Raw genomic sequence first — 24285 nt, forward strand, 5'->3', positions numbered from 1 at the left:
CACGCGACTAATTCCTTTCTAAAACATTCCTTTTACATCAGCAATTACACTGCAATATAAATTAGTTTGCTGGGTGAATTTATATTCACCAATAAAGAAAAATAATTCACATCTAATTAGCTTTATTATAAAGTGGCTAAGTCTCTACTAAACTTAAACACTCACGTCGCTAAATTAATACCGTGGCAAATAATAATAAAAAGGAAGCCTGATGTTCGACACGCTGATCAAAAGTGTAAATAGCCTTTTATGGGGCGAAGGCCAAGTACTCATTTACATTTTACTTTTTGCTGGCATATGGTTTTCTGTGCGTTTAAAAGCTATTCAACTCGTTAAATTTACACATATGTTTAGCTTGCTAAAAGGCAGTAGCAAGTGTGATAAAAATAACATTAGCTCCTTTCAGGCTTTATGTACGGGGCTTTGTGCGCGTGTTGGTACTGGTAATTTGGCCGGTGTGGCTGTTGCTATATCACTTGGTGGAAGTGGCGCCATATTTTGGATGTGGGTGATTGCCATACTGGGTATGGCGACCGGTTTTGCAGAAAGCATCCTTGGGCAAATTTATAAAATTCGTGATAGTAATGGCGATTTTAGAGGTGGCCCTGCGTATTATATTCAACAAGGCTTAGGCAGCCGTGCGTTTGCTATTGTGTTTGCCGCCTGTTTATTTTTAGGTTACGGCTTTACCTTTAGCGCCATGCAAACCAACACCATTACCGATGCGCTTAATTATGCCTTTGAAATTCCCACACACTATTCCGGCATCGTGATCACTTTGTTAGCCGGTTCAATTATTTTAGGTGGATTTAAAGCTATTGCCCGTTTTGCTGAGCGAGTAGTCCCTGTTATGGGCATCGTGTTTGTGCTTGTTGCTGTGGTAATTACACTGATTAACTTTACCCAAGTACCCAGTATGCTAAAAGATATATTTTTATCCGCGTTTGGCTTACAAGAAGCGGGAGCAGGCGCAATGGGGGCGGCGATTAAAAATGGTATTCAACGGGGCTTATATTCAAACGAAGCAGGCGCAGGTAGTGTGCCGCATGCATCGGCAAGTGCCAGCCCCATACCTAACCACCCGGTTACCCAAGGTTACATACAAATGCTAGGCGTGTTCTTCGACACCATTGTACTTTGTAGCTGTACCGCGGTTATTATTTTATTGGCCGATGTGAACATAAGCGGCGAAATGGAAGGCATTCGTTTAACCCAAACCGCTATGACCTCACATTTAGCACAAGGTGGCGTGTATTTTGTAGCCGCTGCCATTACTTTATTTGCTTTTACCTCGGTGGTTGCTAACTACGCCTACGCTGAAAGTAACCTGCACCTATTTAAGCTTGATAACAAAGTAGGGCGCGGTATTTATACTTTGCTTTATTTATCAATGATGTTGTGGGGCGCATCAGCCACCTTAAAACAAGTATGGGATTTAGCCGATATTGCCCTAGGGTTAATGACAGTGGTGAACGTAATCGCTATTATACTGTTAACACCGACTATTTTGTCTGTTACTAACGACTACCACGCACAAAGAGACAAAGGCATAGAGCCTGAGTTTAAGGTAAAAAACGTAAAAGTGCAGGGCAAATGTGAAGACGGAATTTGGGATTAAGATTAAAGTTTAAAATTTTATATTGCATAAGTATTCATTTTTAAGTTTGGCTTTAACAACATTAAACTGCGACTCTACAGGTAGTATTTTTAGATGATCGACATTTTTGCAGGTAAAACTGCAGCAAAAATAATAAACGAACAAGGGTTTAAACCCGAGCTTTTTACCTCGTTTTTAGGGGCAAGTGGTGGCCCTAAATGGTTTACCTTATTTGGCTTAGACAAATATATATTTGGCGAATTTTTTAAACATCGCACCCAACCGCTTAATTTAATTGGCTCATCGGCAGGGGCTTTTCGTTCTGCGTGTTTTGCACAAAACGATCCAGTTAAAGCCATTGAACGTTTAGCAAAATCGTATTCGCAAACCCGATATTCTAGTAATAAACCCACCCCAACTGAAATTACCACTAAAGCCCGCGCATTACTTGAAGATGTGTTTGGTGATAACGGTGTCACTGAAATTATAAATAATCCGGTATTTAAAGCGCATTTTATTGTCGCAAAATCTAACGGCTTTATTGCCAGTGAGCATAAATTAATACAGCTTTTAGGTTTATCAAAAAGTTATATGCTTAACCGCATTAATCGAAAATTATTAGGCTCGCAATATGAGCGTTTTATTTTTGGCGCGCCCAATAGTAATTTAAGTATTACCGACAGTTACAATTTTAAAACGCAAAACATAGTCCTTAGCCAAACTAATTTAAAAGATGCCTTATTGGCATCGGGCTCTATACCACTAGTAATGCAAGGCATAAAAAATATTGCTGGTTCGCCACCAGGAATTTACCGCGATGGCGGCATTATTGATTACCACTTTGATTTAAAAATTAATAACCCAGGCTTAATTTTGTATCCGCATTTTAATTCAGATCCAAAAGCAGGGTGGTTTGATAAAAATTTAAAACGAAAAGTCGCACCACAAAATTATGATAACGTTGTGATGATCACCCCATCAAAAGAATTTGTCGCGGGTTTACCTTACGGAAAAATCCCAGACAGAAACGACTTTACTGATCTTGATGCAGACACGCGTATTAAATATTGGAACACCGTTTTTAGTGAAACTGAGAAACTGGCTGAGGCGTTTGATAAAAAATTAAATGCTGAGAATTTTGATTTGAAGTTATATAACTAATTTAACTTTAAAAATTAAAATAACCATCTCAAGCGATATAAATAAAAGAGTGTAAGCCTTTATATTAAAGTGTTTAAGTTTTAAATATATTTAATAGCTAGCTTTTTAGGTCGGATAAATAAATATTCTAAGTTTTTTTGTACTTTAAATATTTTATACATATTTTCTGATATTCATTACACAATGAAAAGAGAATAATAAGCATTGAATAATAGATTTTATAAGCGTTAAATTATTTTAGCTGATAGCTGATAGCTGATAGCTGATAGCTGATAGCTGATAGCTGATAGCTGATAGCTGATAGCTGATAGCTGATAGCTGATAGCTGATAGCTGATAGCTGAAAACCCATAAATTACGTTATGTTAAATTGCAGGATTTAAATTAAAGTGGGCGTAATCATACAAACTAGCCCACTTATGATAGGGTTTTGAGGTCTTAATTTAGCTCAGAATCGACCCAAAATTTAGTACCTTTTAAAACAGCTTGCAGTGCAAGGCCACTTTCGGTTAAAGAGTAAACAGTAACTTGGTCAGCAATAGCTTCGGCAACTAAAGCGCCACCTTTATCTTGGTATTTTGCAGCAGCATCGGCATTACCACCGAACGCCCAACCATGTTTAATAAATCTATTTAACGCTGCTTGATCGTGAAAAACCATCACAATATTGAAATCTTTAACACCTAAACCTAAGCCTAAACCAGCTTCACCCATATTCATATAGGTAGATTTTCCGGTTAGGTTATTTTTTACTACACCGTACCCACCACCAAAACTGGCTAAAATAACGTTTACATTGGCATTATCAAATACAGCATAACCGGCAGAGTTTGCAATTTGAGTTTTAACATCTGGTTTTTTTTCGTATAGAGCAGTTAATGTATTCGATTTCATACTTTGTACTAAAGCACGTTTTTCTCCAGGGGAAGCACTGCCTGTAGTAGCGCAACCTGTTAATAAAACGCTAATAACTAACATGCTCAACAGAAGTAATTTTTTCATGATTTTTCCTTTAATAAGGTATATGGTTAATAAATCTGCGTTTAGCATAAATATCAAAAATTCATTATGTCCAATACTAGACAGTATCGGACTTTAAGGTTAACCTATAAGTCTATTATTTTCTTATATATTTTACTATTATGCTTGTTGCTCTGGTCGATACATTAAAACAATTACGTTATCAAATAGCTCATCTTGAAGATAATACACTCTCATCAGAATATCCAGAACTAGCCTATTTTATACAGCAAGTCAGCTTGACTGTAACTGAATCAAAGGCTGATCTTAATTTTTTATACCAGTTTTTATATGTTTATGGACGAAAATCTGAGGCAACCTATAGTCGTTTTCGTAATGAGTTGGAACGTTTTTATTTATGGTCATGGCTTATAGCTGAAAAATCTGTATTTGAACTTAAGCGTGAAGATATTGAAGCCTATGTCGATTTTATGGTTGAACCGGATAAAAAATGGGCATCTACATCTGTTCAATGGCGTTATAAAGATGAGCAAGGAATTCGTCGGTTAAATCAAAATTGGCGCCCTTTCATGTTAAAAGAATCTATTGCTAGTCAGCAAACATTATCGGCTATGTTTACTGCCCTCAATGTATTTTATAAATTCGCTATTTTAGAAGAAAAAACCTTTGCTAATTTTGTACCTGTTGTTAAAAAAAATAGTCCCTACTTGGTTGTGCAATCGCAAATACAAATCCCCGATACATTAAGTGATATTCAATGGGAATATGTATTTGGCGTTACCCGAGATATATGCGAACAAAAACCAGAGTATGAAAGAAACCTTTTTACCCTCGCCTGTTTAAAAGGATTATATTTACGTATATCAGAATTATCAGAGCGTCCACAATGGTCACCTGTTATGTCTCATTTTTGGCAAGATAACGATGGCTTTTGGTTTTTACGTATAATGGGTAAGGGTAATAAATTACGAGATGTAACTTTAAGTGATGATTTTCTTAAGTATTTAAAACGCTACCGGTTATATCGTGGTTTACCTGCCCTGCCCCGCGTTGACGAATCCGACCCGTTAGTGCATAAAATTCGTGGCCAAGGTGGAATGACCGTAAGACAAATTCGACGTTTAGTACAACAAAGTTTTAATATTGCTCAGCAGTCATTACTTGATGATGGCTTTAAAGATGACGCGGAACAATTAGAAGCGGCCACTGCACATTGGCTTCGACATACCGGTGCAACGCATGATGCACAAACTCGACCTTTAAAGCATTTATCTGAAGATTTAGGTCACGCAAAAATAGCCACAACCGATCAAATATATATTCAAACAAATATTAAAGAACGGGCAAAGTCTGGAATAAAAAGGAAGATTTAATGGAATACTTAATTATTGCTTTTATTGGTGCATTATTTTTAATTTATTCTATAACACTACGCCAATTAGAAAAAACAGAAATTACTGGGCCGATGTTTTTTGTTATAGGGGGGATACTGCTAGCATTGATAGCTCCGAACGAAAGTGAAAATTTTAAAAATGGCTTACGGTTTTTACTGCCCTTTATAGAGTTAACGCTCAGTATCTTTTTATTTACCGATGCAGCAAAGTCAAAACTAGGAGTATTAAGCCATAGTTTTCAATACCCAAGTTTACTTTTATTTGTTGCCTTACCATTAACTCTATTACTCGGGATTGCTACCGCGTTATTTTTATTTGCTGAGCTTTCATTAATTCAAGCAGCACTTATCGCAATTATATTAACCCCAACCGATGCGGCGTTAAGTAAGGGGTTATTAAGTAATACAAAAGTGCCTGAAAAAATAAGAGAAGGTATTAATACTGAAAGTGGCTTAAACGATGGCTTATGTGTGCCTATATTTTTAATATTTATTCTGCTTGCAAAAAATCCTGAATCCTCAATTACTGCAACACAAACGTTAAGTGTATTTGGTAGAGAGTTGGGAGTTGCATTATTAATTGCATTCGCAAGTATTGCTGTTTTTATTCCGTGTTTAAACTTTGCAATGAAGCGACATTACTTTGCCCAAAACACTAGCCCGTTTTTACTATTGGGTTTTGCTATGGCTGTATTTTCACTTACGCAATATTTTCATGGCAGTGGATTTATTGCCGTATTTGTAGCGGGGCTTTTATTTGATAAATACGCGAGCACCAAAATAAACAAAGAGCTGATTGAAGACTCAGAGCATATAGCTGACTTTTCCTCTTTAATGATTTGGTGTTTATTCGGTTTTGTTTGTGCTTATTTAGTAATCCCGAAATTAAATACTGAAATAATGATTTATGCGCTACTTAGTACAACACTGATCAGAATAATTCCTGTTATGTTGTCACTGCAATTTACGTCATTAAAAATAAAAGAGCGTTTAACGTTTGCTTGGTTTGGGCCGCGAGGATTGGCTTCGATTGTTTTTACTTTAATGGTTATTGATACACAAATAGAAAATAAATTTCAAATTGCGACCATTGCTATGACTACAATTTTATTTAGTGTATTTATACATGGAATTAGTACAAAACCCATTGCAGACAGTTTTGCTAAAAAAACTAAATAAATATAAGTAAAATAAAAAGGCGTACTTAATAATAAGTTACGCCTTTTTATTTTCAGCTCAATTAATAAATTATTAACTAAGTACATTTGCCAGTAACTCTATTGGATGCTTGGGTTTAAACTTTTCAAAACGTTTAACTTGGCTACGACATGAGAATCCCGTTGATAAAAGTTGCTCAGGTTTATTTTTATCAACAATAGGTTTCCAACTCATTTCGTAAAGCGATCGAGAGTTATCTTGGTTTTGTGCTTCGTGGCCATACGTACCTGCCATTCCACAACAACCCGTATTTGTAGTGTTTAATGTTAAACCAAGTTCATCAAAAATAGTTTTCCAAACACTTGCCGCTTTTGGTAAAGCGGTTGTTTCAGTGCAGTGGCTCAATAATGTAAATTCAGTATTTAAATTTTGTTTAGCCGTTAACTGTTTAAACGATTGTGTTTCTAGCCATTCATGGGCAAGTAGAACATGAAAGTCACCACGGTTATTTTCTAAAATTGTATTATATTCATCGCGATAACACATCACCAAAGACGCATCTAAACCTACTAATGGCGCATTGATTTCGTTAAGTTGATTTAGAAATTCTGCAGCATTTTTAGCTGTCACTTTAAACTCATGTAAAAAACCTTTCACATGTTGAGGCTTACCATTGGGTTTAAATGGTAACAACATGGGTTTTTTTCCAAGCTGTGTGATCAGTGTAATAAAGCTCTCAACCAATTCAGCTTCGTAAAAGCTGGTGAATGGGTCTTGAACAATGAGTACATACTCATTTTGCTCATCGGCGCTTAACTTTTTAAGTAAATTTAAATCAAATTTTTGCGCTTTGTTTATACGTTTACCGAGTGCTGGAATACTTAGCTGCGGGGTGTCAACATAACCGACCGTTTTTTTAATAATGCTACTAACCAATGATGTTTTTACAATTGGGTTAATAATCCGAGCAAACTTTGCCATTAACGGTGCGCTATTTTCGATATTACCCACTAAATAATCTTTCAGTGGGCGCGCATAATAACTATGGTAATAATTTAAAAAACGAGCTCGAAAAGTTGGTACATCTACCTTTATTGGGCAAGCGGTAGTACACGCTTTACATGCTAAACATTCGTCCATTGATGCTTTTACTTCGTGAGAAAAATCGTAAACGCCTTTATTTTTTTCACGGCTATGAACAAAACGCTCCCACCAGGTGATCACTTCACCTTTGTTTAGCTCTTTTTCTACTTCAAGCAAATTAACATCTTTCGATTCTTGAAGTCGTAACCATTCACGCATTAAACCCGCGCGACCTTTAGGTGAATTACGGCGATCGCCGGTCACTTTATAAGATGGGCACATTGGCGAGTTTTCATCATAATTAAAACACAAGCCGTTACCATTACAGGTCATTGCATTATTAAAACTGGTTTTAACATCAATAGAAATTTGCTTATCGAAGTAAGAACGTTTCTGCCCATCAACACTAACTAGTGAGTCTTTACTTTCAATAGGTGTGCATATTTTACCAGGGTTTATTTTATTGTTTGGGTCAAATACAGATTTTATTTTGCGTAATTGGGTAAATAAATGCTCACCAAAAAATTCAGGGCCGTATTCACTTCGGTAGCCTTTACCATGCTCGCCCCACATTAATCCACCGTATTTAGCGGTGAGTTTTACTACCTCATCTGAAATTGTGCGTAGTAATTTTTCTTGTTCTGGGTCACACATATCAAGCGCGGGTCTAACATGTAATACACCGGCATCAACATGGCCAAACATACCATATTGTAAATTATGGCTATCAAGTAGCGCTCTAAATTCAACAATGTAATCGGCTAAATTTTCAGGCGGGACGGCAGTATCCTCGGCAAACGCGAGGGGTTTTTGGCTTCCTTTTACATTACCTAATAAACCCACTGATTTTTTACGCATTGCATAAATTTTTAGTATATCGCTTTTATCGCTGGTTAACTGATAGCCAATAACACCATTAGTTTGGTTTTCAACGCACTCATCTAATAATTTACATAAAGTGTCTACTTTGTCTTTTATGTCTTGTGGTGATACAGCATTAAACTCAACCATGTTGAGTCCTTGCATATCTTTATTTGGTACATCGGTTATTAAGTCCGATACTGAATGCCAAATAATATCTTCACGCGCGAGATTTAATACTTTGCTGTCAACGGTTTCAACCGAGGTAGCACGGGCATCAACCAAAAATGGTGAATGGCGAAGTGCAGAATCAAAACTGTCATATTTTATATTGATGAGTGTTTTAAATTCAGCAATGGGTGTTAGGTTTAATTTCGCCTCAGTGACTATACCTAATGAGCCTTCAGAGCCTGTAATTAGTCGACTCATATCAAAAGTTTGTAAGTCTTCACTTAGCACATGCTCTAGGTCATACCCAGTTAAGAAGCGATTTAACCGCGGGAATTTTGCTAAAATAGCGTCGCGTTCATTAATTGAAATATCTAAAATCGTTTTGTATATTTGACCAATTAAAGTATCTTGATCGGCAATTATTTTTGCTTTTTCTATATCTATTGGGCTGGTAGACATTGCTGTGCCGTCGACTAAATACGTGGTTAGCCCTAAAACGTGGTCGCTTGTTTTGCCATAAACTAATGAACCTTGGCCAGATGCATCTGTACTGATCATGCCGCCAATGGTGGCGCGGTTACTGGTAGATAAATCGGGTGAAAAGAAAAATCCATAAGGTTTCAAAAAGTCGTTAAGTTGATCTTTTATCACGCCAGTTTGGACTCGTACCCAACCTTCTTCTACATTTATTTCGAGGATTTCACGCATGTAACGTGATAAATCAACCACAATACCTGGGGTTAAAGATTGTCCGTTAGTCCCTGTTCCGCCGCCGCGCGGGCCAAAAGTTAACGACAAAAACGGATCATGAGATGCAGTTTGTAAGGCAATTTGAATGTCTTTTTCACTTTTTGGAAAAATAACACCTTGCGGAAGCTGCTGGTAAATACTGTTATCGGTTGATGCAGTCAGCCTCGTTGCATAACTGGCGTCTGTATCTCCAGTAAACCCTTGATTTTTTATGGTATTTAAGTAGTTTGCAACCAATTCGGTCGCGGCATCTTGTTGTGTAATCGTTGCTATCATGGCGGCGCTTTTTAATGCATTTGTGTAATTATATCATGGTGATGGCTAATAGAAATTGAAGATTTTACAGTTTGTAACACTCTTTTAATCGTAATATGAGCAGCTCTAATTATAATCAAATTAAACGCCTACTATGAGGTTTATATGAAAAAACTACTTATACAGATCAGCGGGACACTGTTTATTTTATTAGGGCTACTATTTGCCGTAGTACCTGGACCCTCGTTAATATTTTTTATTGCAGGTTTACTGTGCTTTTCTATGTATTACCCAAAAGCGAGAGGTTATTTAGCGTGGTGTCAAAAAGCGCTTACTCGTTCATGTGCTTATTTAGATAAAAAATTAGCAAAACACACATTTTAAGCCATAAAAAATGCCAGCAGATGCTGGCATTTTTTTAACAAGGTAATTTATTTAGCGAGTTTATCAGCTAAATATAACCATGTTTCTAGTACTGTATCTGGGTTAAGCGAGACAGAATCAATGCCCTGCTCTACTAACCATGCAGCAAAATCTTCATGATCTGAAGGACCTTGACCACAAATACCTACGTACTTACCTTTTTCTTTTGCTGTTTTAATAGCCATCGAAAGAAGCTTTTTGATTGCAGGGTCGCGCTCATCAAATAAGTGCGCAATTAAACCTGAATCACGGTCAAGACCAAGCGTTAACTGCGTTAAATCGTTAGAGCCGATAGAGAAACCATCGAAGTATTCTAAAAATTCTTCAGCCATTAATGCATTTGACGGAAGTTCACACATCATAATTACTTTAAGACCATTTTCGCCACGTTTAAGGCCATGCTCTTCAAGTAATTCAATAACGCGTTTACCTTCTTCAAGGGTACGTACGAATGGGATCATGATTTCAATGTTAGTCATATCCATAGTATTTCTAACGCGTTTTATTGCTTCACACTCAAGGGCAAAACAATCACGGAAATCTTCAGAAATATAACGCGCAGCACCACGGAAACCAATCATTGGGTTTTCTTCTTCTGGCTCGTATTGCTGGCCGCCCACTAAGTTTGCGTATTCGTTTGATTTAAAATCAGACATACGAACAATTACACGCTCTGGAGCAAACGCACAACCTAGGGTAGAAATACCTTCAACAAGTTTACCAATATAGAATTCAACAGGTGATTCGTAACCGGCAATCATGTCAGTGATTTCTGCTTTTAATGCATCAGTTTGTGCATCAAAATTTAATAATGCTTTAGGGTGAACACCAATCATACGGTTGATGATAAACTCAACGCGCGCAAGGCCAACACCTGAATGTGGTAAACGTGCAAAATCGAATGCGCGATCCGGGTTACCTACGTTCATCATTACTTTCATTGGAAGTTCAGGCATTTCGTCAACACGTGAAGTAAGTACTTCAAAGTCTAAAATACCTTCATAGATGAAACCAGTATCGCCTTCGGCACATGATACAGTAACTTCTTGACCTGCTTTAATTAAGTCTGTTGCATTACCACAACCAACAACGGCTGGAATACCTAACTCACGTGCAATAATCGCAGCATGACAAGTACGGCCACCACGATTTGTAACAATCGCAGCCGCGCGCTTCATGATAGGTTCCCAATCTGGGTCGGTCATATCGGTAACTAAAATGTCACCTACTTGTACTTGGTCCATCTCTTTGATTGAATCAAGTACACGCACAACACCACTACCAATTTTATGACCAATTGCACGGCCTTCAACAACAACATTGCTGCTGCCATTTAGTTGGAAGCGTTCCATTACGTTAGTGTCTTCGTTTGAACGAACTGTTTCTGGACGCGCTTGAACTATATATAGTTTGCCATCGTTACCATCTTTTGCCCATTCGATGTCCATTGGACGACCGTAATGTTTTTCAATGATTACAGCTTGTTTGGCAAGGTTTTGCACTTCTTCATCTGTAATCGAGAATTTGTTTGAAAGTGCTGAGTCTACGTCAACAATTTCTACTTGTTTGCCATGAGCTTTGTCTTGTGAGTAAATCATTTGAATGGCTTTAGAGCCAATATTACGACGAACTACTGATGGCTTGTTTTTAAGCAGCGTTGGTTTATGAACATAAAATTCATCAGGATTTACCGCACCCTGTACAACCATTTCACCCAAACCATAGCTTGATGTAATAAATACAACATCTTCAAAACCAGATTCAGTATCAATACTAAACATAACGCCTGATGCTGATTTATCTGAGCGAACCATGCGTTGAATACCTGCCGATAAGGCAACACCACGGTGATCGTAGCCTTGGTGAACACGATAAGAAATTGCACGGTCGTTAAATAACGAAGCGAATACGTGTTTGATGGCTGTCATTACAGAATCTATACCAACAACGTTTAAAAACGTTTCTTGTTGGCCTGCAAAAGAGGCATCTGGCATATCTTCAGCGGTTGCTGATGAACGAACAGCGAATGAAACATCTGCAGTTGTGTCGCCATGTAGCTGGCTGTATGCGTCGCGGATTGCTTTGTCTAGACTAGGTTGGAATGGGGTATCGATAATCCACTGGCGGATATCGGCGCCGACTTTGGCGAGTGTGTTTACATCATCAACATCGAGTGTATCTAAAATGTCATGAATTTTTGCGTTGAGTCCTGATTGTTCTAAAAACTCGTTAAAAGCGTCTGAGGTAGTAGCAAAACCACCTGGGACTTGCACACCTGCGTTAGCTAAGTTTGAAATCATTTCACCAAGTGACGCATTTTTACCGCCAACTCGAGGAACATCTTGCATACCAAGCTCTTGATACCAGAGAACGTATTCTTGCACGGATCTTTCTCCAAAAAACAAATTGTAGTAGTAACTGTGAGAGTTAAGAAAGAAAACCTTTTATAAAGGTCGCCACCATTCTACACTGGCAAACGTCCCCACGTAAACCGTGATACACTGATTTTAAAATTAAATGTAATAAAAAAGAGGCTTTATGAGAACTGCGTTTTATATTTCAGATGGCACAGCAATCACATCTGAAGTGTTTGGTCATGCGACTTTATCTTTATTCCCTGTCGAATTTAATCATAAAACAATCCCTTTTGTAGAAACTGAAGAAAAAGCGCATGAAATAAAAGCGCTTATTAACGCTACGTCATCTAAGCAAGGTGAAAAGCCTTTGGTGTTTTTTACTTTTGTGAATCATAAATTGTCTGAGATTATTCGCTCAGCGGATGCAGTTTCATACGATTTTTTAAGTACCTATAGCGAAAAAATTGAAAAAGAATTAAATGTGGCGCCAGTACCAAAAGTACACAGAACACACTCTATTCATGAAAAAAGTTATGATTTTAGAATTGATGCCGTTAATTACGCGTTGATGAATGATGATGGTGGCAACATTAAAAACTTTGCGGAGGCTGATATTATTTTAGTTGGCGTTAGTCGAAGTGGTAAAACACCCACCAGTCTTTATTTAGCGTTGCAGTATGGCATTAAAGCAGCCAATTACCCGATAACCGAAGACGACTTAGAAAGCGAAGGTTTACCAAAATGCTTAGTGCCTTATAAGCATAAACTGTTTGGCTTAACTATTGATCCAGAGCGTTTGGCTGCAATAAGAGACAGACGCATGGCAAATTCAAAATACGCATCAATCAGGCAGTGTCGTATTGAAGTGCGCGAAGTTGAAATGCTGTATAAAAAACATAAAATTGCCCATTTAAATTCTACTCATCATTCTGTTGAAGAAATTTCAGCAAAAATCATTTCTGATACAGGCCTTGAGCGTCGTAAGTACTAACAAACTAATGTGTGATTTAAGCGCGTAATTACAGTTAATACACAAAAAAGCCGCTAAATAAAAGCGGCTTTTGGTATTTATGAACGGGTATTATTTACGCGCATCTTTTAGTAAATCAGCTACTAAAAATCCAAGCTCTAATACTTGATCAGCATTTAAGCGTGGGTCACATTGTGTTTTGTAGCGCTGAGCAAGGTCATCGTCAGATAAACCGTATGCACCGCCAGTACACTCTGTTACATGTTGGCCGGTCATTTCTAAATGAACACCGCCTGCGTAAGAACCCTCTGCTTTATGAACAGCAAAGAATTGGCTAATTTCGCGCATGATATTATCAAAGCTACGCGTTTTGTAACCTGAGCTGGCTTTTTCAGTATTGCCATGCATTGGATCTGAGCTCCAAATTACTTTGCGACCTTCTTGCTGTACTTTACGCACCAGCGCAGGTAACTTCTCTGGTAATACATCCGCACCCATGCGCGTGATAAGTGTTAATCGGCCTGGGATATTATCCGGGTTAAGCGCATCGATTAAACGGATAAGCTCGTCTGGATCCATACCTGGTCCAACTTTAACGCCAATTGGGTTTTTAATACCTTTAAAAAATTCAATATGAGCATGGTCTAGCTGGCGAGTACGTTCACCAATCCAAACAAAGTGTGCTGAACAATCGTACCAGTCACCTGATAAATGGTCTCTACGTGTTAATGCTTCTTCGTAGCCTAGTAATAACGCTTCGTGTGACGTGTATAAATCAGTTTCTTTTAAGCTTGGCGCTATAGTTGAATTAATACCACACACTTCCATAAATTCTAACGCGTCTTGAATTTTGTCTGCAAGTTGTTGGTATTTTGCTTTTTGTGGATTAGCAGCAACAAAGCCCATGTTCCAACGGTTAACTTGATGTAAGTCGGCAAGTCCACCTTGTGCAAAAGCGCGTAGCAAATTTAGCGTTGCCGCACTGTGATGATATGCAGTCATTAAACGTTGAGGGTCTGGAATACGTGCTTCTTCAGTAAACTCAAAGTTATTTACTATATCACCACGGTAAGATGGCAACGAAACGCCGTCTATTGTTTCTAAGTCGGCTGAACGTGGCTTAGCGTATTGACCTGCCATACGTGCAATTTTAACAACCGGGCACTTTCCACCATAGGTTAATACTACAGCCATTTGTAAGATGGTTTTAAATGTATCGCGAATATTAGCTGCATTAAAGTCGCTAAACGATTCTGCACAATCTCCACCTTGAAGTAAAAAGGCACGGCCTTCGCATACGTCTTCAAGTTGTTTAAATAAACTTCTTGTTTCTTCGGCAAATACTAAAGGCGGTGCACTTTTCAACTGGCTTTCTACCGACTTTAATACGTCTTGATCTGGGTACTGTGGTTGCTGCAGTATTGGAAGTTCTCTCCAGCTATTTGGGTTCCACGATTGCATGTTCATTCCTCATTCCTATTACCTGATGTTATGAAATTAACGTATGCAGTGTGCTTTGTTCAAGGACTAAATACACTATTTACTAATTATTTAGTTATTAGTTAAATTTTAATAAGATTTAAGAGCCTATTTTGAGTTACTTTTGATGAGCAAGTTTATAAAGCAAAAATAAATAAACATTTAAAAACAATAATCTAAGTAGGTAGAGTGTGCATTATAATGGCTTGAGTAGAAGCTTAACAGCTAAGCGATGGTGATACAGATAGCAATAGGAACACATCATACTTAATTTGCACTTATGTAATCTTATCTTTACGGGTGGTTTTAAAAAAGAATGCTACTCAATTATGCGCTTTTAAATATTTATGCTAGCGCTTCATGCAAAGCTCAGTGCCTTAACTCGCCCCTTCTATTATTTCCTTTAAAGTATGTGAAGCAAAAGTACTTAAAAAACCAATTAAGAACACATCATACTTAGTTTAACTTGTTGTAAATCTTAGCTAAAGCATGTTATTTAAAAAATAACTATCAAAAGAAAAAATTGTTTGCGAAAATAGTAGACAAGTAAGATGTGTTCTAGGTAGGTAGCTAATGGTTACAAAGGTACAAATAAGAAGTCAGTTTGATTTACTTAATGAATTAACACTTAGCTTAATTGATGAGCTTAAAGAGGTTGGCTTTGCTAAAGCAGAGTATTTTCAATTACCTGAGATTAGTAGTACTGAAGAAAATATAATTCCTGAGTCTATAAGCGTTTCAAAAATAACAGGGGAATTGGCACATAAGGCAATTTTAAATGCTTTCTCAGATATGTATAAAAAGCCAGGGCTAAGCAGCCGAGTATTAAAGCGACACCCTGGTTTGCTAGTAATAAAAGAGGCGAATAAACAAGCCATTATTGATCGCATAGCACAGGTAAATAGTGCAAAAGCAGCTTTTAAAAATTGTATTTTAGCAATAGATAATAACGACGCGCGATTTGAAGCGGTGCATAATGCAATGCCAAATTTAATAACGCTTGCGGCGTATCGTAAAATTCATAGTGAAATTGAATCCCCTTTTTCTGTTCGCTTTACTTGGATGCATAAACACGCAACCAAAACACTTACAAAAAAAATGGCGCTTGAAATGTTAGAAAAATCGGCAGGCTATAAAAACCCGCGAATGATTGATCAGCAAAAATGGCAGTCACTGGTTGCACAAGAACAGGTTCGAGTAGCCAGTTTGGGTGAAAAAGAAAAATTGCGAATTAGGCGCCCTACTCGAGTTAGTCCTCAAGTTAATGTGAGGTACACTGCACAAAATCGCTATCATGTTAGTGCTGCTTTACCTTTTATACTAATTAACCCACAGCCCGACGTAAAATTTGGCGAACTACCGTGTTACCAAAAACCCTTATCGCATCCCCGAAAACGCGAATATGATTTTCTAGTGGACCGATTATATTTAGAACAAGTAACTAAATAAATTATGTTAAAAAGGCCACATTATGTGGCCTTTAATATATTTGTTGGTAAAAATAAATAGAATTACTTTTCTACAATTTCTTCCAGCTTATCTTCATCAATCAATACCGCATTCTCAACAATGCGTTTGCCGCCTTGTATTTCAATACGCTTATTGTGTTTATTTAATGCCAATATCTCATCACAAAATTGATCAGACGGATGCATTTCATAAGTGTAATCGACTATGTTGCCGGTTTTATCATCTTTAACATTGGTAATGCTGTATTCAGATATTGCTCCTTTTTCAATTAAATCTTTCATCGTGGTTGTCATATCACGACGCAGTGCTTTTAATTTATTTTCGGTAATATCATCCGTTGAGTAAATAGAGCCATATTTTTCCATAATAGAAAGTAATCTAAAATGGTAGGTTTTTCCTGGTGCTGCATAACGCCATAAATGATATAAACGCAGCATCATCCAACGCGATAATCCGCGTTTTAATTCTTGTGCACTGTTAAAGTAATAACCTTTGTATTCAAGGTTATCAATCATGTTGTGTACAAATGCATTTAAACACGCAACACATTTTACGTTTCCGCCTTGGCCTTTCTTACCACTAAAGTGCAAAGACGATAAAAAGTTCATATTCGACTCGTAAAACGAATCATCAATATCAGAATTTTTAGTATCCGTTGCAGAATATTTAAAAGAAAGTTTAGAACCTTGCAATGCTTCAAGCGACTCTTTAATTTGCGGATATGGCATAGATTGGCCAACCGCTTTAAGCTCTTGTGCTAATTCGTTCATAGAAAACACAACGGCATATTGAATACCGGACTTAAAATTAATTTTTACAATTTTACCTTTTGAAGCTAGGCGAATTAATGCGCGCTCTACTTTTTCTTCTCTATCTGATGGCCACACTAAATATTCTACATCTTCGCCATCTTTACGAGTACTGACCACAGCCGGTGTTATTTTTATTTCGCCATCATATAAAATACCATCTACTTTTTCAGATATCTTACGCGTAATGATGGTTTTTTTAGGGGCTTCTTCAAGTGGCAGCTTTTTGTGGCCTGAGCGAACAAAACGTCCCCACAGATCATAATGGTTAAATGTGTTAGAGTAAGCGCGTAACCCATGGGCTGCATTTTCTATCGAAATTCGCACATCTTTATTATCTGTAAATAGTGCTAGGCTTTCGTTATCGATCGCACTTTCCACCCCGTGAATTTGGCCCCTAAGTGTATCGGGCAAGTTATCTACCGAGATGTTGACCTTTCGGCTCATGGTTTTTATTTCCGTTTTTATTGTGACAGCTAATAACAACACATAAAGCCACAAAAGTTAAATGTTTAAGTTAGTATAAAAGTGATCTGACTTCAAATAAAATGCTCAGATCATTATTTTACTAAGGAAAACTTAAGACAAGCGGTTTCAGATCACATTTTTACTAACTGAGTGTTGATAAGCCAAATTTTTACTAACTAAATAATAATTTTGTCCATTACAAAGTGTTTTTTTTTATATTTTACACGACAAATTATATAAAAATATTAACCCCCTGTGGATAAGCTTAGTTCGAGTTAGCATAGATCTGATCTGTACTTACTACAGATCAGATCTATACTAATTAAACCATGCATTATCACTATTGCTTAGTGCATAACTTTATAATTTACTTAGTAAAAATATGATCTACAGGTAGGTGTTTGTGAGTAACTCAGTGCTTAACCTGTGCGTAACTTGGATTGTAAATATTCGCTTAGTAAAAAGCTGATCTGCAAGTAGATAAGGATCTGATCTTAACCACGTACAATACTGATCCACTATTTTTAATATTATTTATATAAATCATTATGTTATATATGTATTTTACACCCTTAGCCTTTAATACCTTATATATTTAACCATACTTAAACTTCTTTATTTATACTAAGCAATCTTAAAGGGTTAAAAATTATTTTATATGTCATGTATTTAAAAGACATGTCGCCTTAAATAGTTGTTTACAGCTAATTGAATGGACATTATACTAAACACCTAACTTTGAGGAATAAAGTATGTCTATCAATAAAAACGCGCTAGATACTTATCGACTTTTGAAAGCAACCGCAGAAGTTGCTGAAAAATCACTAGAAGGACGTATCCAACATTATCGCGCCCATCTTAAATCTGAAGAAAAAGAATTAAGAACTTACACCCAAAAAGCAGCAGCTGATTTACTTGGCTGTAATAATCGTACCTTAAAAAGACGCCATGACAATGGTGACTTTGACGATTTAAATATAAAACGCGGTGCAAACGGCCACTATGCCTACACCTTAGTTAATATTTTTGCTATGGCTGATATTATGGACATACAGCCTGATCACCGCGCATCAACAGACAAACTCCAAGTTATTGTTATTAACTCATTAAAAGGTGGTTGTGGTAAAACAACAAGCATGGTTAACATTGCTGCTGCACTCGCTACTACTAACATTAAACGTTACCGTATCGGTATAATTGATTTAGATCCTCAAGGGTCATCATCAAGCTTTTTCCCATCTTCAGAGCCCGATCCAATTACCGTTGGTGATTTGATGCGTGACTGCATTGACCTTGATGAAGGTGAAACATGGCCTGAATTTGTGTCTAACTCTTTTTTACCAACACATATTCCTAATATTCGTGTTTTACCATCAGGTATGGATGACTTTTATTTTGAGCACGAAACAGCAACATTACTCAAAGACACCTCCAATTATGAGCAAACACGTCATTATCACAAACTACTAGAACGCGTGATAGAGCCGGTAAAAGATGAGTTTGATATTCTTTTAATTGATACAGCGCCAACGCTTAACTTTATGTTTTACAATGCATTAATGGCTTCAACGGCGATGCTAATTCCGGTTCACCCTGAAGCGGTAGACTTTGATGCAAATAATAAATATTTAAAACGTTTAGGTGAGATTTATCATACCGTTGCCGCTCTTGGCCATGATGGTTGGGACTTTATGCAATTTTTAGTTACCAATTATGTGAAAGGCAATCATTCACAACGTGACATAGTTAAAGATGTTCGTAGTGCTTTTGGCCGCCAAGTAATGAGCTATCCTATTAATCATAGTTCAGCAATTACCGCCAGTTCATCGTCGTTCAATACTATTTTTGACCAAAAAGCATCTGACAGCTTAGCAAGTAGAGAGTCATTAATGCGCGCACAAGAAAATATCAAAGATGTAGTTGATGAACTCGAAATGCTAATTCGTTCTAATTGGCAATCCACTCAATCTAAATTAAATACGCCTAAGTAAGGATGTTGACTAAAAATGGCTAAAAAACGTAAAAATGACACCCGCTTAGATCCCTTTGCAACCGCTGTTGGCAGTAGTAGCTTAGATGCCCTTTTAGAGCAAGCCAATGCAGGCGATGTTATTCGTATGCCTGCTCCTAGTGATCCTAATCGGGAAATAACGCTTGTTTGTAAAGTGATTGCTCACAACGAGATTGAAAAATCGACCCAAGTTTATGGTAAAAATCGTCGCGTACAAGCGCTTTTAAACGAAAAGTCAGTCGCAGATATTCTTCCTGCTATTAAAGAAGATGGCCGTAATCAGCACCCTGCCCTATTGTGGGAGCAAGGTGATATGAGCCTTGTATTAGCTGGCTCTAGACGTCGTAAAGCCTGTATTTTAGGTGGCGCAGACTACCTCGTATTGAGTTCTAGTGACTTTAGCGAGCAAGATGCCAAAGTACTTGCGGTTTCATCAGATCAATACATTGCCCCTAGTCTTTGGGAGTTGGGTCAAGCGTATCAGCAAACTAGAAACGATCTTATTCAACAAGGCAAAAAAGGCTCGTACCGTGAAATTGCTGTTATTGAAGGGGTATCGCATACAGCGATTGCTGATGCGATAAAAGCGTATGAGCAAATATCTGCAGATGTTATAGCCCTTTACCCAACAGCTAATCATGTTGGTAGAGAAGTTGCTAAAAAGCTGATTAACGCAAAGGAGCGCGATGAGGAAGCATTTAACGAGTTAGTTGTTGCACTTGCCAGCAATGATGAAATTAACGCCTTAGAAGCCGACGACAAGCGCGCTATGCTAATTACTAAATATCTAACTGCAGAGCCTAAAACAGCATCAAAACGTGAAGCGGTTTTAGAAAATGACTTTATTAGTGTGCAACGTAACCTTAAAAGTGGTGACGTTTCAATTAAAATAAATAATAAAGTGATGACAGACAAGCGCTTAGAGCAACTTACTAAGCTATTAAGTGCCTTTAATTAGTTAGTAATATCGTGATCTGTAAAAGGGGTTGGGTTAGTTAAATCATGATCTAGACCTCTTTTTTAGTTGGTAAAAATCTGATCTTTAGTGGCATAAAAAGGCTAAAAACATGGCCTAAACCATCAAGGATCATATTTTTACTAACTAAACACCTCCTTTTAATGCCATTTTTCACCTTGTTAGTAAAAACCTGATCTAAGCCTAACTAAACCTCCTTTTAAAGTTAATTAATTGTTTTTATTTTGTAATTTAAACGTGCTTTTTTAGTGAGCAAAATTAAACAATGATCGCCAATTCGCTATAAACCAATTTTTTACTAACCAATCAGATCCAACCAGTTTATTTTAAAAATAATATTGCTTTAGCTCAGCGCTGATAAGGCATATACTGGAAAAATTGTTTTTAAATTTTAATACTTTGAGTGACATGTCTGCTAACTTATCAAAAAATGATTTAATGGCTATTTTTGAAGAAATTAAAAATGAGCAGGCTACTCAGTTTCCTCTTTCTGAGCGATTCATAAAAAAATTATTTAAACCCGCGGTGTTGGCCAAAGGAAAATCGTACTATAAAAACGGCCAAATCAGTTGGTTAGAACATAATGCAGATTTTTCTGTGGTTGACTCTACGGTGCAAGGTGATAAAGGAATCGCGTTCAACCAACGTATTGAGATCAGTAAATTACCAACTGGTTATTCGGTCGATACCCACTGTACCTGTAATGTTAAAACTAAATGCCGCCATTTGGCCGCTATTTTGTTAAAGCTTAAAATTGAGCATTCTGGTGAGTACGGTGAAGATTATTTTATTAATGATTGGTTTAGTGAACTAAGCGCACTTAAAAACACCGACCAAGCTCAACCCTCGCAAGTATTACTGTTTGTATTAGACATAGAAAACAACAAAGTATTTTTAACCCCTAAAATTGCCAACTACGATAAAAATAATAATTATGCACTTGGGCGAAATTTAACTGAGCAACAGCTTAATAGTTTTGTAACCCCTAGCGATTTGCTCGAAAGTGATTTTAGATTATATAGCTGGATCCGATCGCAAAATGCGGTCGGTAATATTGAGCTTAAAGGTCAATGGGGTTTTAATGCGCTGCAGCAATTACTAGCCACAGACAGATTATTTTTACAACGCTCTCGAGTACCTATTAAAGCGCAACCTGGTTTACCTCTTAACTTTGTTTGGGAAAAACAAAAAGAGGTAACCCAGTTAAAAATTCACTTGGATCAAATTCCTAATTGGGCGTTAATTAAAACAACGCCGCCTATCTACTTAGATTTAGATAAATATAAATTAGGCCGTATTCGTACGCCCCTCAGTGCTGATGAAATTGCGCACTTACAAACTATACCGGCGCTGCACGATACAAACTTTGACCGAATTTATAAGCAGCTTGCTGATAACTTTGGTGTAGGTGTTATTCCCCACCCTACTAATACACCAAGCACGCCTGTTAAGTCGTTGAGTAATGCCATACTTAAAGTCAGCATGTCGGGCTCAGTAATGGCTATTTCGTTATCGTTTAAGTATAAAAATAAAAACTATTTAGCGGGCACCGCGCCTGCAAAGTTAATTAATAGCGCCTTTGAAAACACCGTTACCAATGAGTTAGTCAACTTAGGCTTCGATTTTTGTAAAGGGGGTTTACACAGCGAGTTTATTTTTAGTCAGGAATCGGCTATTCACTTACATTGGCTAGTTCACGAGGTACTTCCCAGCTTTAAACAACGCGGTTGGCAAGTATCAATGAGCAAAGTTAATGTTGCTGATACTAAAAGCCAAATCTCATTGCATGTAAACAGAGCTGCAAATCATCAAATGCATAGTAAAGTAATGCTAAACGATACCAAAGTAGCTACCCTATTAAATGTAAATAATAAACTTTATGAATCGTTAAACCGTCAAAGTGAATTATTTTATTACTACCCTGTTGGCCGTCAATTTGGGGTTATTGATAAAGCAGCGTTTAATTTATTAATTGAGTTTAAACTGCGGTTTGAATTTATTAAAACCCGTGACGAATTTAACATTCCGCTTTCATACTTACCTGAATTAGTTCAGCACACAGCTATTAATGTAGAGCTACATGACCCGTCACTAGAGCGTTACCTTGATGAACTAAATAACGATGCACTGCTATCACCTAACACTGCCATTCATGGCTTACACGATTCTGTAGTATTAAGAGAGTATCAGCAAGAAGGCGTAGCTTGGCTTAACTTTTTAAAGCGTAATCAGCTAGGTGGTATTTTAGCGGACGATATGGGCTTGGGTAAAACTTTGCAGGTGATTGCTTATTTAGCCAGTTCTTATAATACTCCGCAGGCTGGCCCTACGCTTATTGTTTGCCCAACAAGCTTAGTGAGTAATTGGCAAAACGAAATTAACAAGTTTGCTAAAAACTTAAAAGTCACCACTATTTTTGGTGCACACCGTAATGATTCGTTGCAGCATTTGGCACAAGCACAGTGTATATTAACCACCTATCCGTTATTAAAACGTGACATTGCTTATTATTCGCCACTGTATTTTGAAAACATTATTCTTGATGAAGCGCAGTATATTAAAAATGATACGGCACAGGTATCGCGGTTAGTTAAACGTTTGAATGCCGACTTTAAGCTTTGCTTAAGCGGTACCCCAATTGAGAACAATTTATTTGAATTAAAGTCGTTACTCGATTTTGCTATGCCTTCGCTATTAGGTTCCCAGGCGCACTTTAAGCAGCACTTTCAAGGTCCTATTGAGCGCGAAAGTAACATTGAGCGTGCAGAGCAGTTAAAAGCGTTAATTATGCCGTTTATTTTGCGCCGTACTAAAGCCCAAGTAGCTCAAGAACTGCCGCAAAAAACGGAGCTTGTTAAAGAGTTTGAGTTTGAGCCTAAACAAAAAGACATGTACCAAGGCATAACACATGCGCTTGAAGAAAAACTCATTGATTTATTTGCCGAGCAAGGCGTGCAAAAAAGTAAACTCGCCTTTCTAGAGGCACTATTAAAACTTCGCCAAATATGTTGTCATCCTAAACTTATTGAGCCAGAAACCGACGCTGCTAGTGCTAAGTTAGAATGGTTATCAAGCCATTTACCTTTAATGCTTAGCCTTGGCCGAAAAGTGATTATATTTAGCCAGTTTACCTCTGCCCTTGATTTAATTGCCGAGCGTTTAAATGAGCTAAATATTAATTTTAGTATGCTAACTGGGCAAACGCGTCATCGCGATAAAGTAATAGACGAATTCACTAGTGGTAACACTTCCGTGTTTTTAATTAGCTTAAAAGCCGGTGGTACAGGGCTTAATTTAACCCAAGCCGACACCGTTATTCATTTTGATCCATGGTGGAACCCAGCCGTTGAAAAACAAGCCACCGATCGTGCTTATCGAATTGGGCAAACAAACCCAGTGTTTGTTTATAAACTAATTATGGCTAACTCTATTGAACAAAAAGTATTTCAAATGCAGCAAGATAAGCAAGCGCTTGTAGATGCATTATTTACTGAAAAATCAATGAGTTTTACCCAGTTTGACGAACAACAAATGCTGTCTTTAATTAAAAGCTAAAATAATTTTAAAAAATCATGACGAGTTTTTGAACTTATTTAAATTGTGGGCGTCTATTAATATGCTTGGTTAAATTGCAGTTTCTCCAAGCTTTCATGTTGATATCCCATATAGTAGTTACTAGACATAGTAATGATTAAGCCAGCCAGTTATGTGCTGGCTTTTTTTTGCCTGAATATTTTAAACTATTTTATTTAAAATATTTTTGAACTAATCAATAATAGCTGGGTCTATTAATATGCTTGTAGTTGATGTGTTGTTATACAAGTTTCATGTTGATTTCCCTGTTTGATTACTAATTTAGTAATATTGAGCCAGCTTTATTAGCTGGCTTTTTTTATGCCTCAAATTCAACTTT

At 37.2% G+C, this 24285-nt stretch carries 15 protein-coding genes; 10 read left to right on the forward strand and 5 right to left on the reverse strand.

Translation table 11 applies throughout. The features are described from left to right. Positions 1–211: 211 nt before the first annotated feature. Both ACTRWE_RS05845 and ACTRWE_RS05850 read left to right on the forward strand, forming a co-directional pair. On the forward strand, positions 212–1618 hold the full coding sequence (locus tag ACTRWE_RS05845) for an alanine/glycine:cation symporter family protein (protein ID WP_024601003.1): 1407 nt from the start codon (positions 212–214) through the stop codon (positions 1616–1618). 93 nt (positions 1619–1711) lie between these two features. Further along, entirely contained in the window at positions 1712–2758 is a 1047-nt protein-coding gene (locus ACTRWE_RS05850; RefSeq protein WP_024601002.1) for a patatin-like phospholipase family protein, read from the forward strand. Between the two features lie 437 nt (positions 2759–3195). Here ACTRWE_RS05850 and ACTRWE_RS05855 read toward each other — a convergent pair whose 3' ends face one another. Then, complete coding sequence (locus ACTRWE_RS05855) at positions 3196–3759, reverse strand: lipid-binding SYLF domain-containing protein (protein WP_008108715.1); 564 nt, start codon at positions 3757–3759, stop codon at positions 3196–3198. A 140-nt stretch (positions 3760–3899) separates the two neighbouring features. On the opposite strand from ACTRWE_RS05855, the gene ACTRWE_RS05860 reads away from it, so the two are divergent. Together ACTRWE_RS05860 and ACTRWE_RS05865 are read left to right on the forward strand one after the other, a co-directional pair. Continuing rightward, positions 3900–5111 (forward strand): tyrosine-type recombinase/integrase, encoded by a 1212-nt coding sequence (locus tag ACTRWE_RS05860; protein WP_462879635.1) that lies wholly within the window; start codon positions 3900–3902, stop codon positions 5109–5111. Beyond that, on the forward strand, positions 5111–6310 hold the full coding sequence (locus tag ACTRWE_RS05865) for a cation:proton antiporter (RefSeq protein ID WP_462879637.1): 1200 nt from the start codon (positions 5111–5113) through the stop codon (positions 6308–6310). The genes ACTRWE_RS05860 and ACTRWE_RS05865 overlap by 1 nt, the downstream gene beginning before the upstream one ends. A 72-nt stretch (positions 6311–6382) precedes the next feature. Here ACTRWE_RS05865 and ydiJ read toward each other — a convergent pair whose 3' ends face one another. After that, positions 6383–9430 carry a D-2-hydroxyglutarate dehydrogenase YdiJ gene (ydiJ, locus tag ACTRWE_RS05870; RefSeq protein ID WP_462879638.1) on the reverse strand — a complete coding sequence of 1016 codons (3048 nt, stop codon included), beginning with the start codon at positions 9428–9430 and terminating at the stop codon, positions 6383–6385. A gap of 144 nt (positions 9431–9574) precedes the next feature. Here ydiJ and ACTRWE_RS05875 point away from each other — a divergent pair, with 144 nt between their 5' ends. Then, a complete protein-coding gene (locus tag ACTRWE_RS05875; RefSeq protein WP_013463352.1) occupies positions 9575–9793 on the forward strand; it encodes a PGPGW domain-containing protein in 219 nt (72 codons plus the stop codon). 47 nt (positions 9794–9840) lie between these two features. Here the strand turns inward: ACTRWE_RS05875 and ppsA are convergent, their stop codons facing one another. Next, positions 9841–12216, reverse strand: a complete 2376-nt coding sequence (ppsA, locus tag ACTRWE_RS05880) for a phosphoenolpyruvate synthase (protein WP_462879639.1) — start codon at positions 12214–12216, stop codon at positions 9841–9843. Between the two features lie 154 nt (positions 12217–12370). On the opposite strand from ppsA, the gene ppsR reads away from it, so the two are divergent. Further along, positions 12371–13180: a posphoenolpyruvate synthetase regulatory kinase/phosphorylase PpsR gene (gene ppsR, locus ACTRWE_RS05885; RefSeq protein WP_008464475.1), complete on the forward strand. Its 810-nt coding sequence runs from the start codon at positions 12371–12373 to the stop codon at positions 13178–13180. Between the two features lie 90 nt (positions 13181–13270). On the opposite strand, the gene ACTRWE_RS05890 is transcribed toward ppsR, so the two are convergent. Further along, positions 13271–14620, reverse strand: coding sequence for a class II 3-deoxy-7-phosphoheptulonate synthase (locus ACTRWE_RS05890; protein WP_024602472.1), 1350 nt, complete (start codon positions 14618–14620; stop codon positions 13271–13273). Between the two features lie 591 nt (positions 14621–15211). Between ACTRWE_RS05890 and ACTRWE_RS05895 the strand changes: the two genes are divergently transcribed. Then, positions 15212–16087, forward strand: a complete 876-nt coding sequence (locus tag ACTRWE_RS05895; protein ID WP_462879640.1) for a DNA replication terminus site-binding protein — start codon at positions 15212–15214, stop codon at positions 16085–16087. A gap of 62 nt (positions 16088–16149) precedes the next feature. Here the strand turns inward: ACTRWE_RS05895 and ACTRWE_RS05900 are convergent, their stop codons facing one another. Next, positions 16150–17364 (reverse strand): hypothetical protein, encoded by a 1215-nt coding sequence (locus ACTRWE_RS05900; protein WP_013463357.1) that lies wholly within the window; start codon positions 17362–17364, stop codon positions 16150–16152. Between the two features lie 773 nt (positions 17365–18137). Here ACTRWE_RS05900 and ACTRWE_RS05905 point away from each other — a divergent pair. The 3 genes from ACTRWE_RS05905 to ACTRWE_RS05915 all read left to right on the forward strand — a co-directional run bounded on the left by ACTRWE_RS05905 (position 18138) and on the right by ACTRWE_RS05915 (position 23927). Beyond that, positions 18138–19376: an AAA family ATPase gene (locus ACTRWE_RS05905; protein ID WP_033103177.1), complete on the forward strand. Its 1239-nt coding sequence runs from the start codon at positions 18138–18140 to the stop codon at positions 19374–19376. Between the two features lie 15 nt (positions 19377–19391). Further along, positions 19392–20354 (forward strand): transcriptional regulator, encoded by a 963-nt coding sequence (locus ACTRWE_RS05910; protein ID WP_462879641.1) that lies wholly within the window; start codon positions 19392–19394, stop codon positions 20352–20354. 426 nt (positions 20355–20780) lie between these two features. Continuing rightward, a complete protein-coding gene (locus ACTRWE_RS05915) occupies positions 20781–23927 on the forward strand; it encodes a DEAD/DEAH box helicase (protein ID WP_462879642.1) in 3147 nt (1048 codons plus the stop codon). Positions 23928–24285 lie beyond the last annotated feature (358 nt).

Source organism: Pseudoalteromonas sp. G5_S1_54_S4, assembly GCF_054968565.1.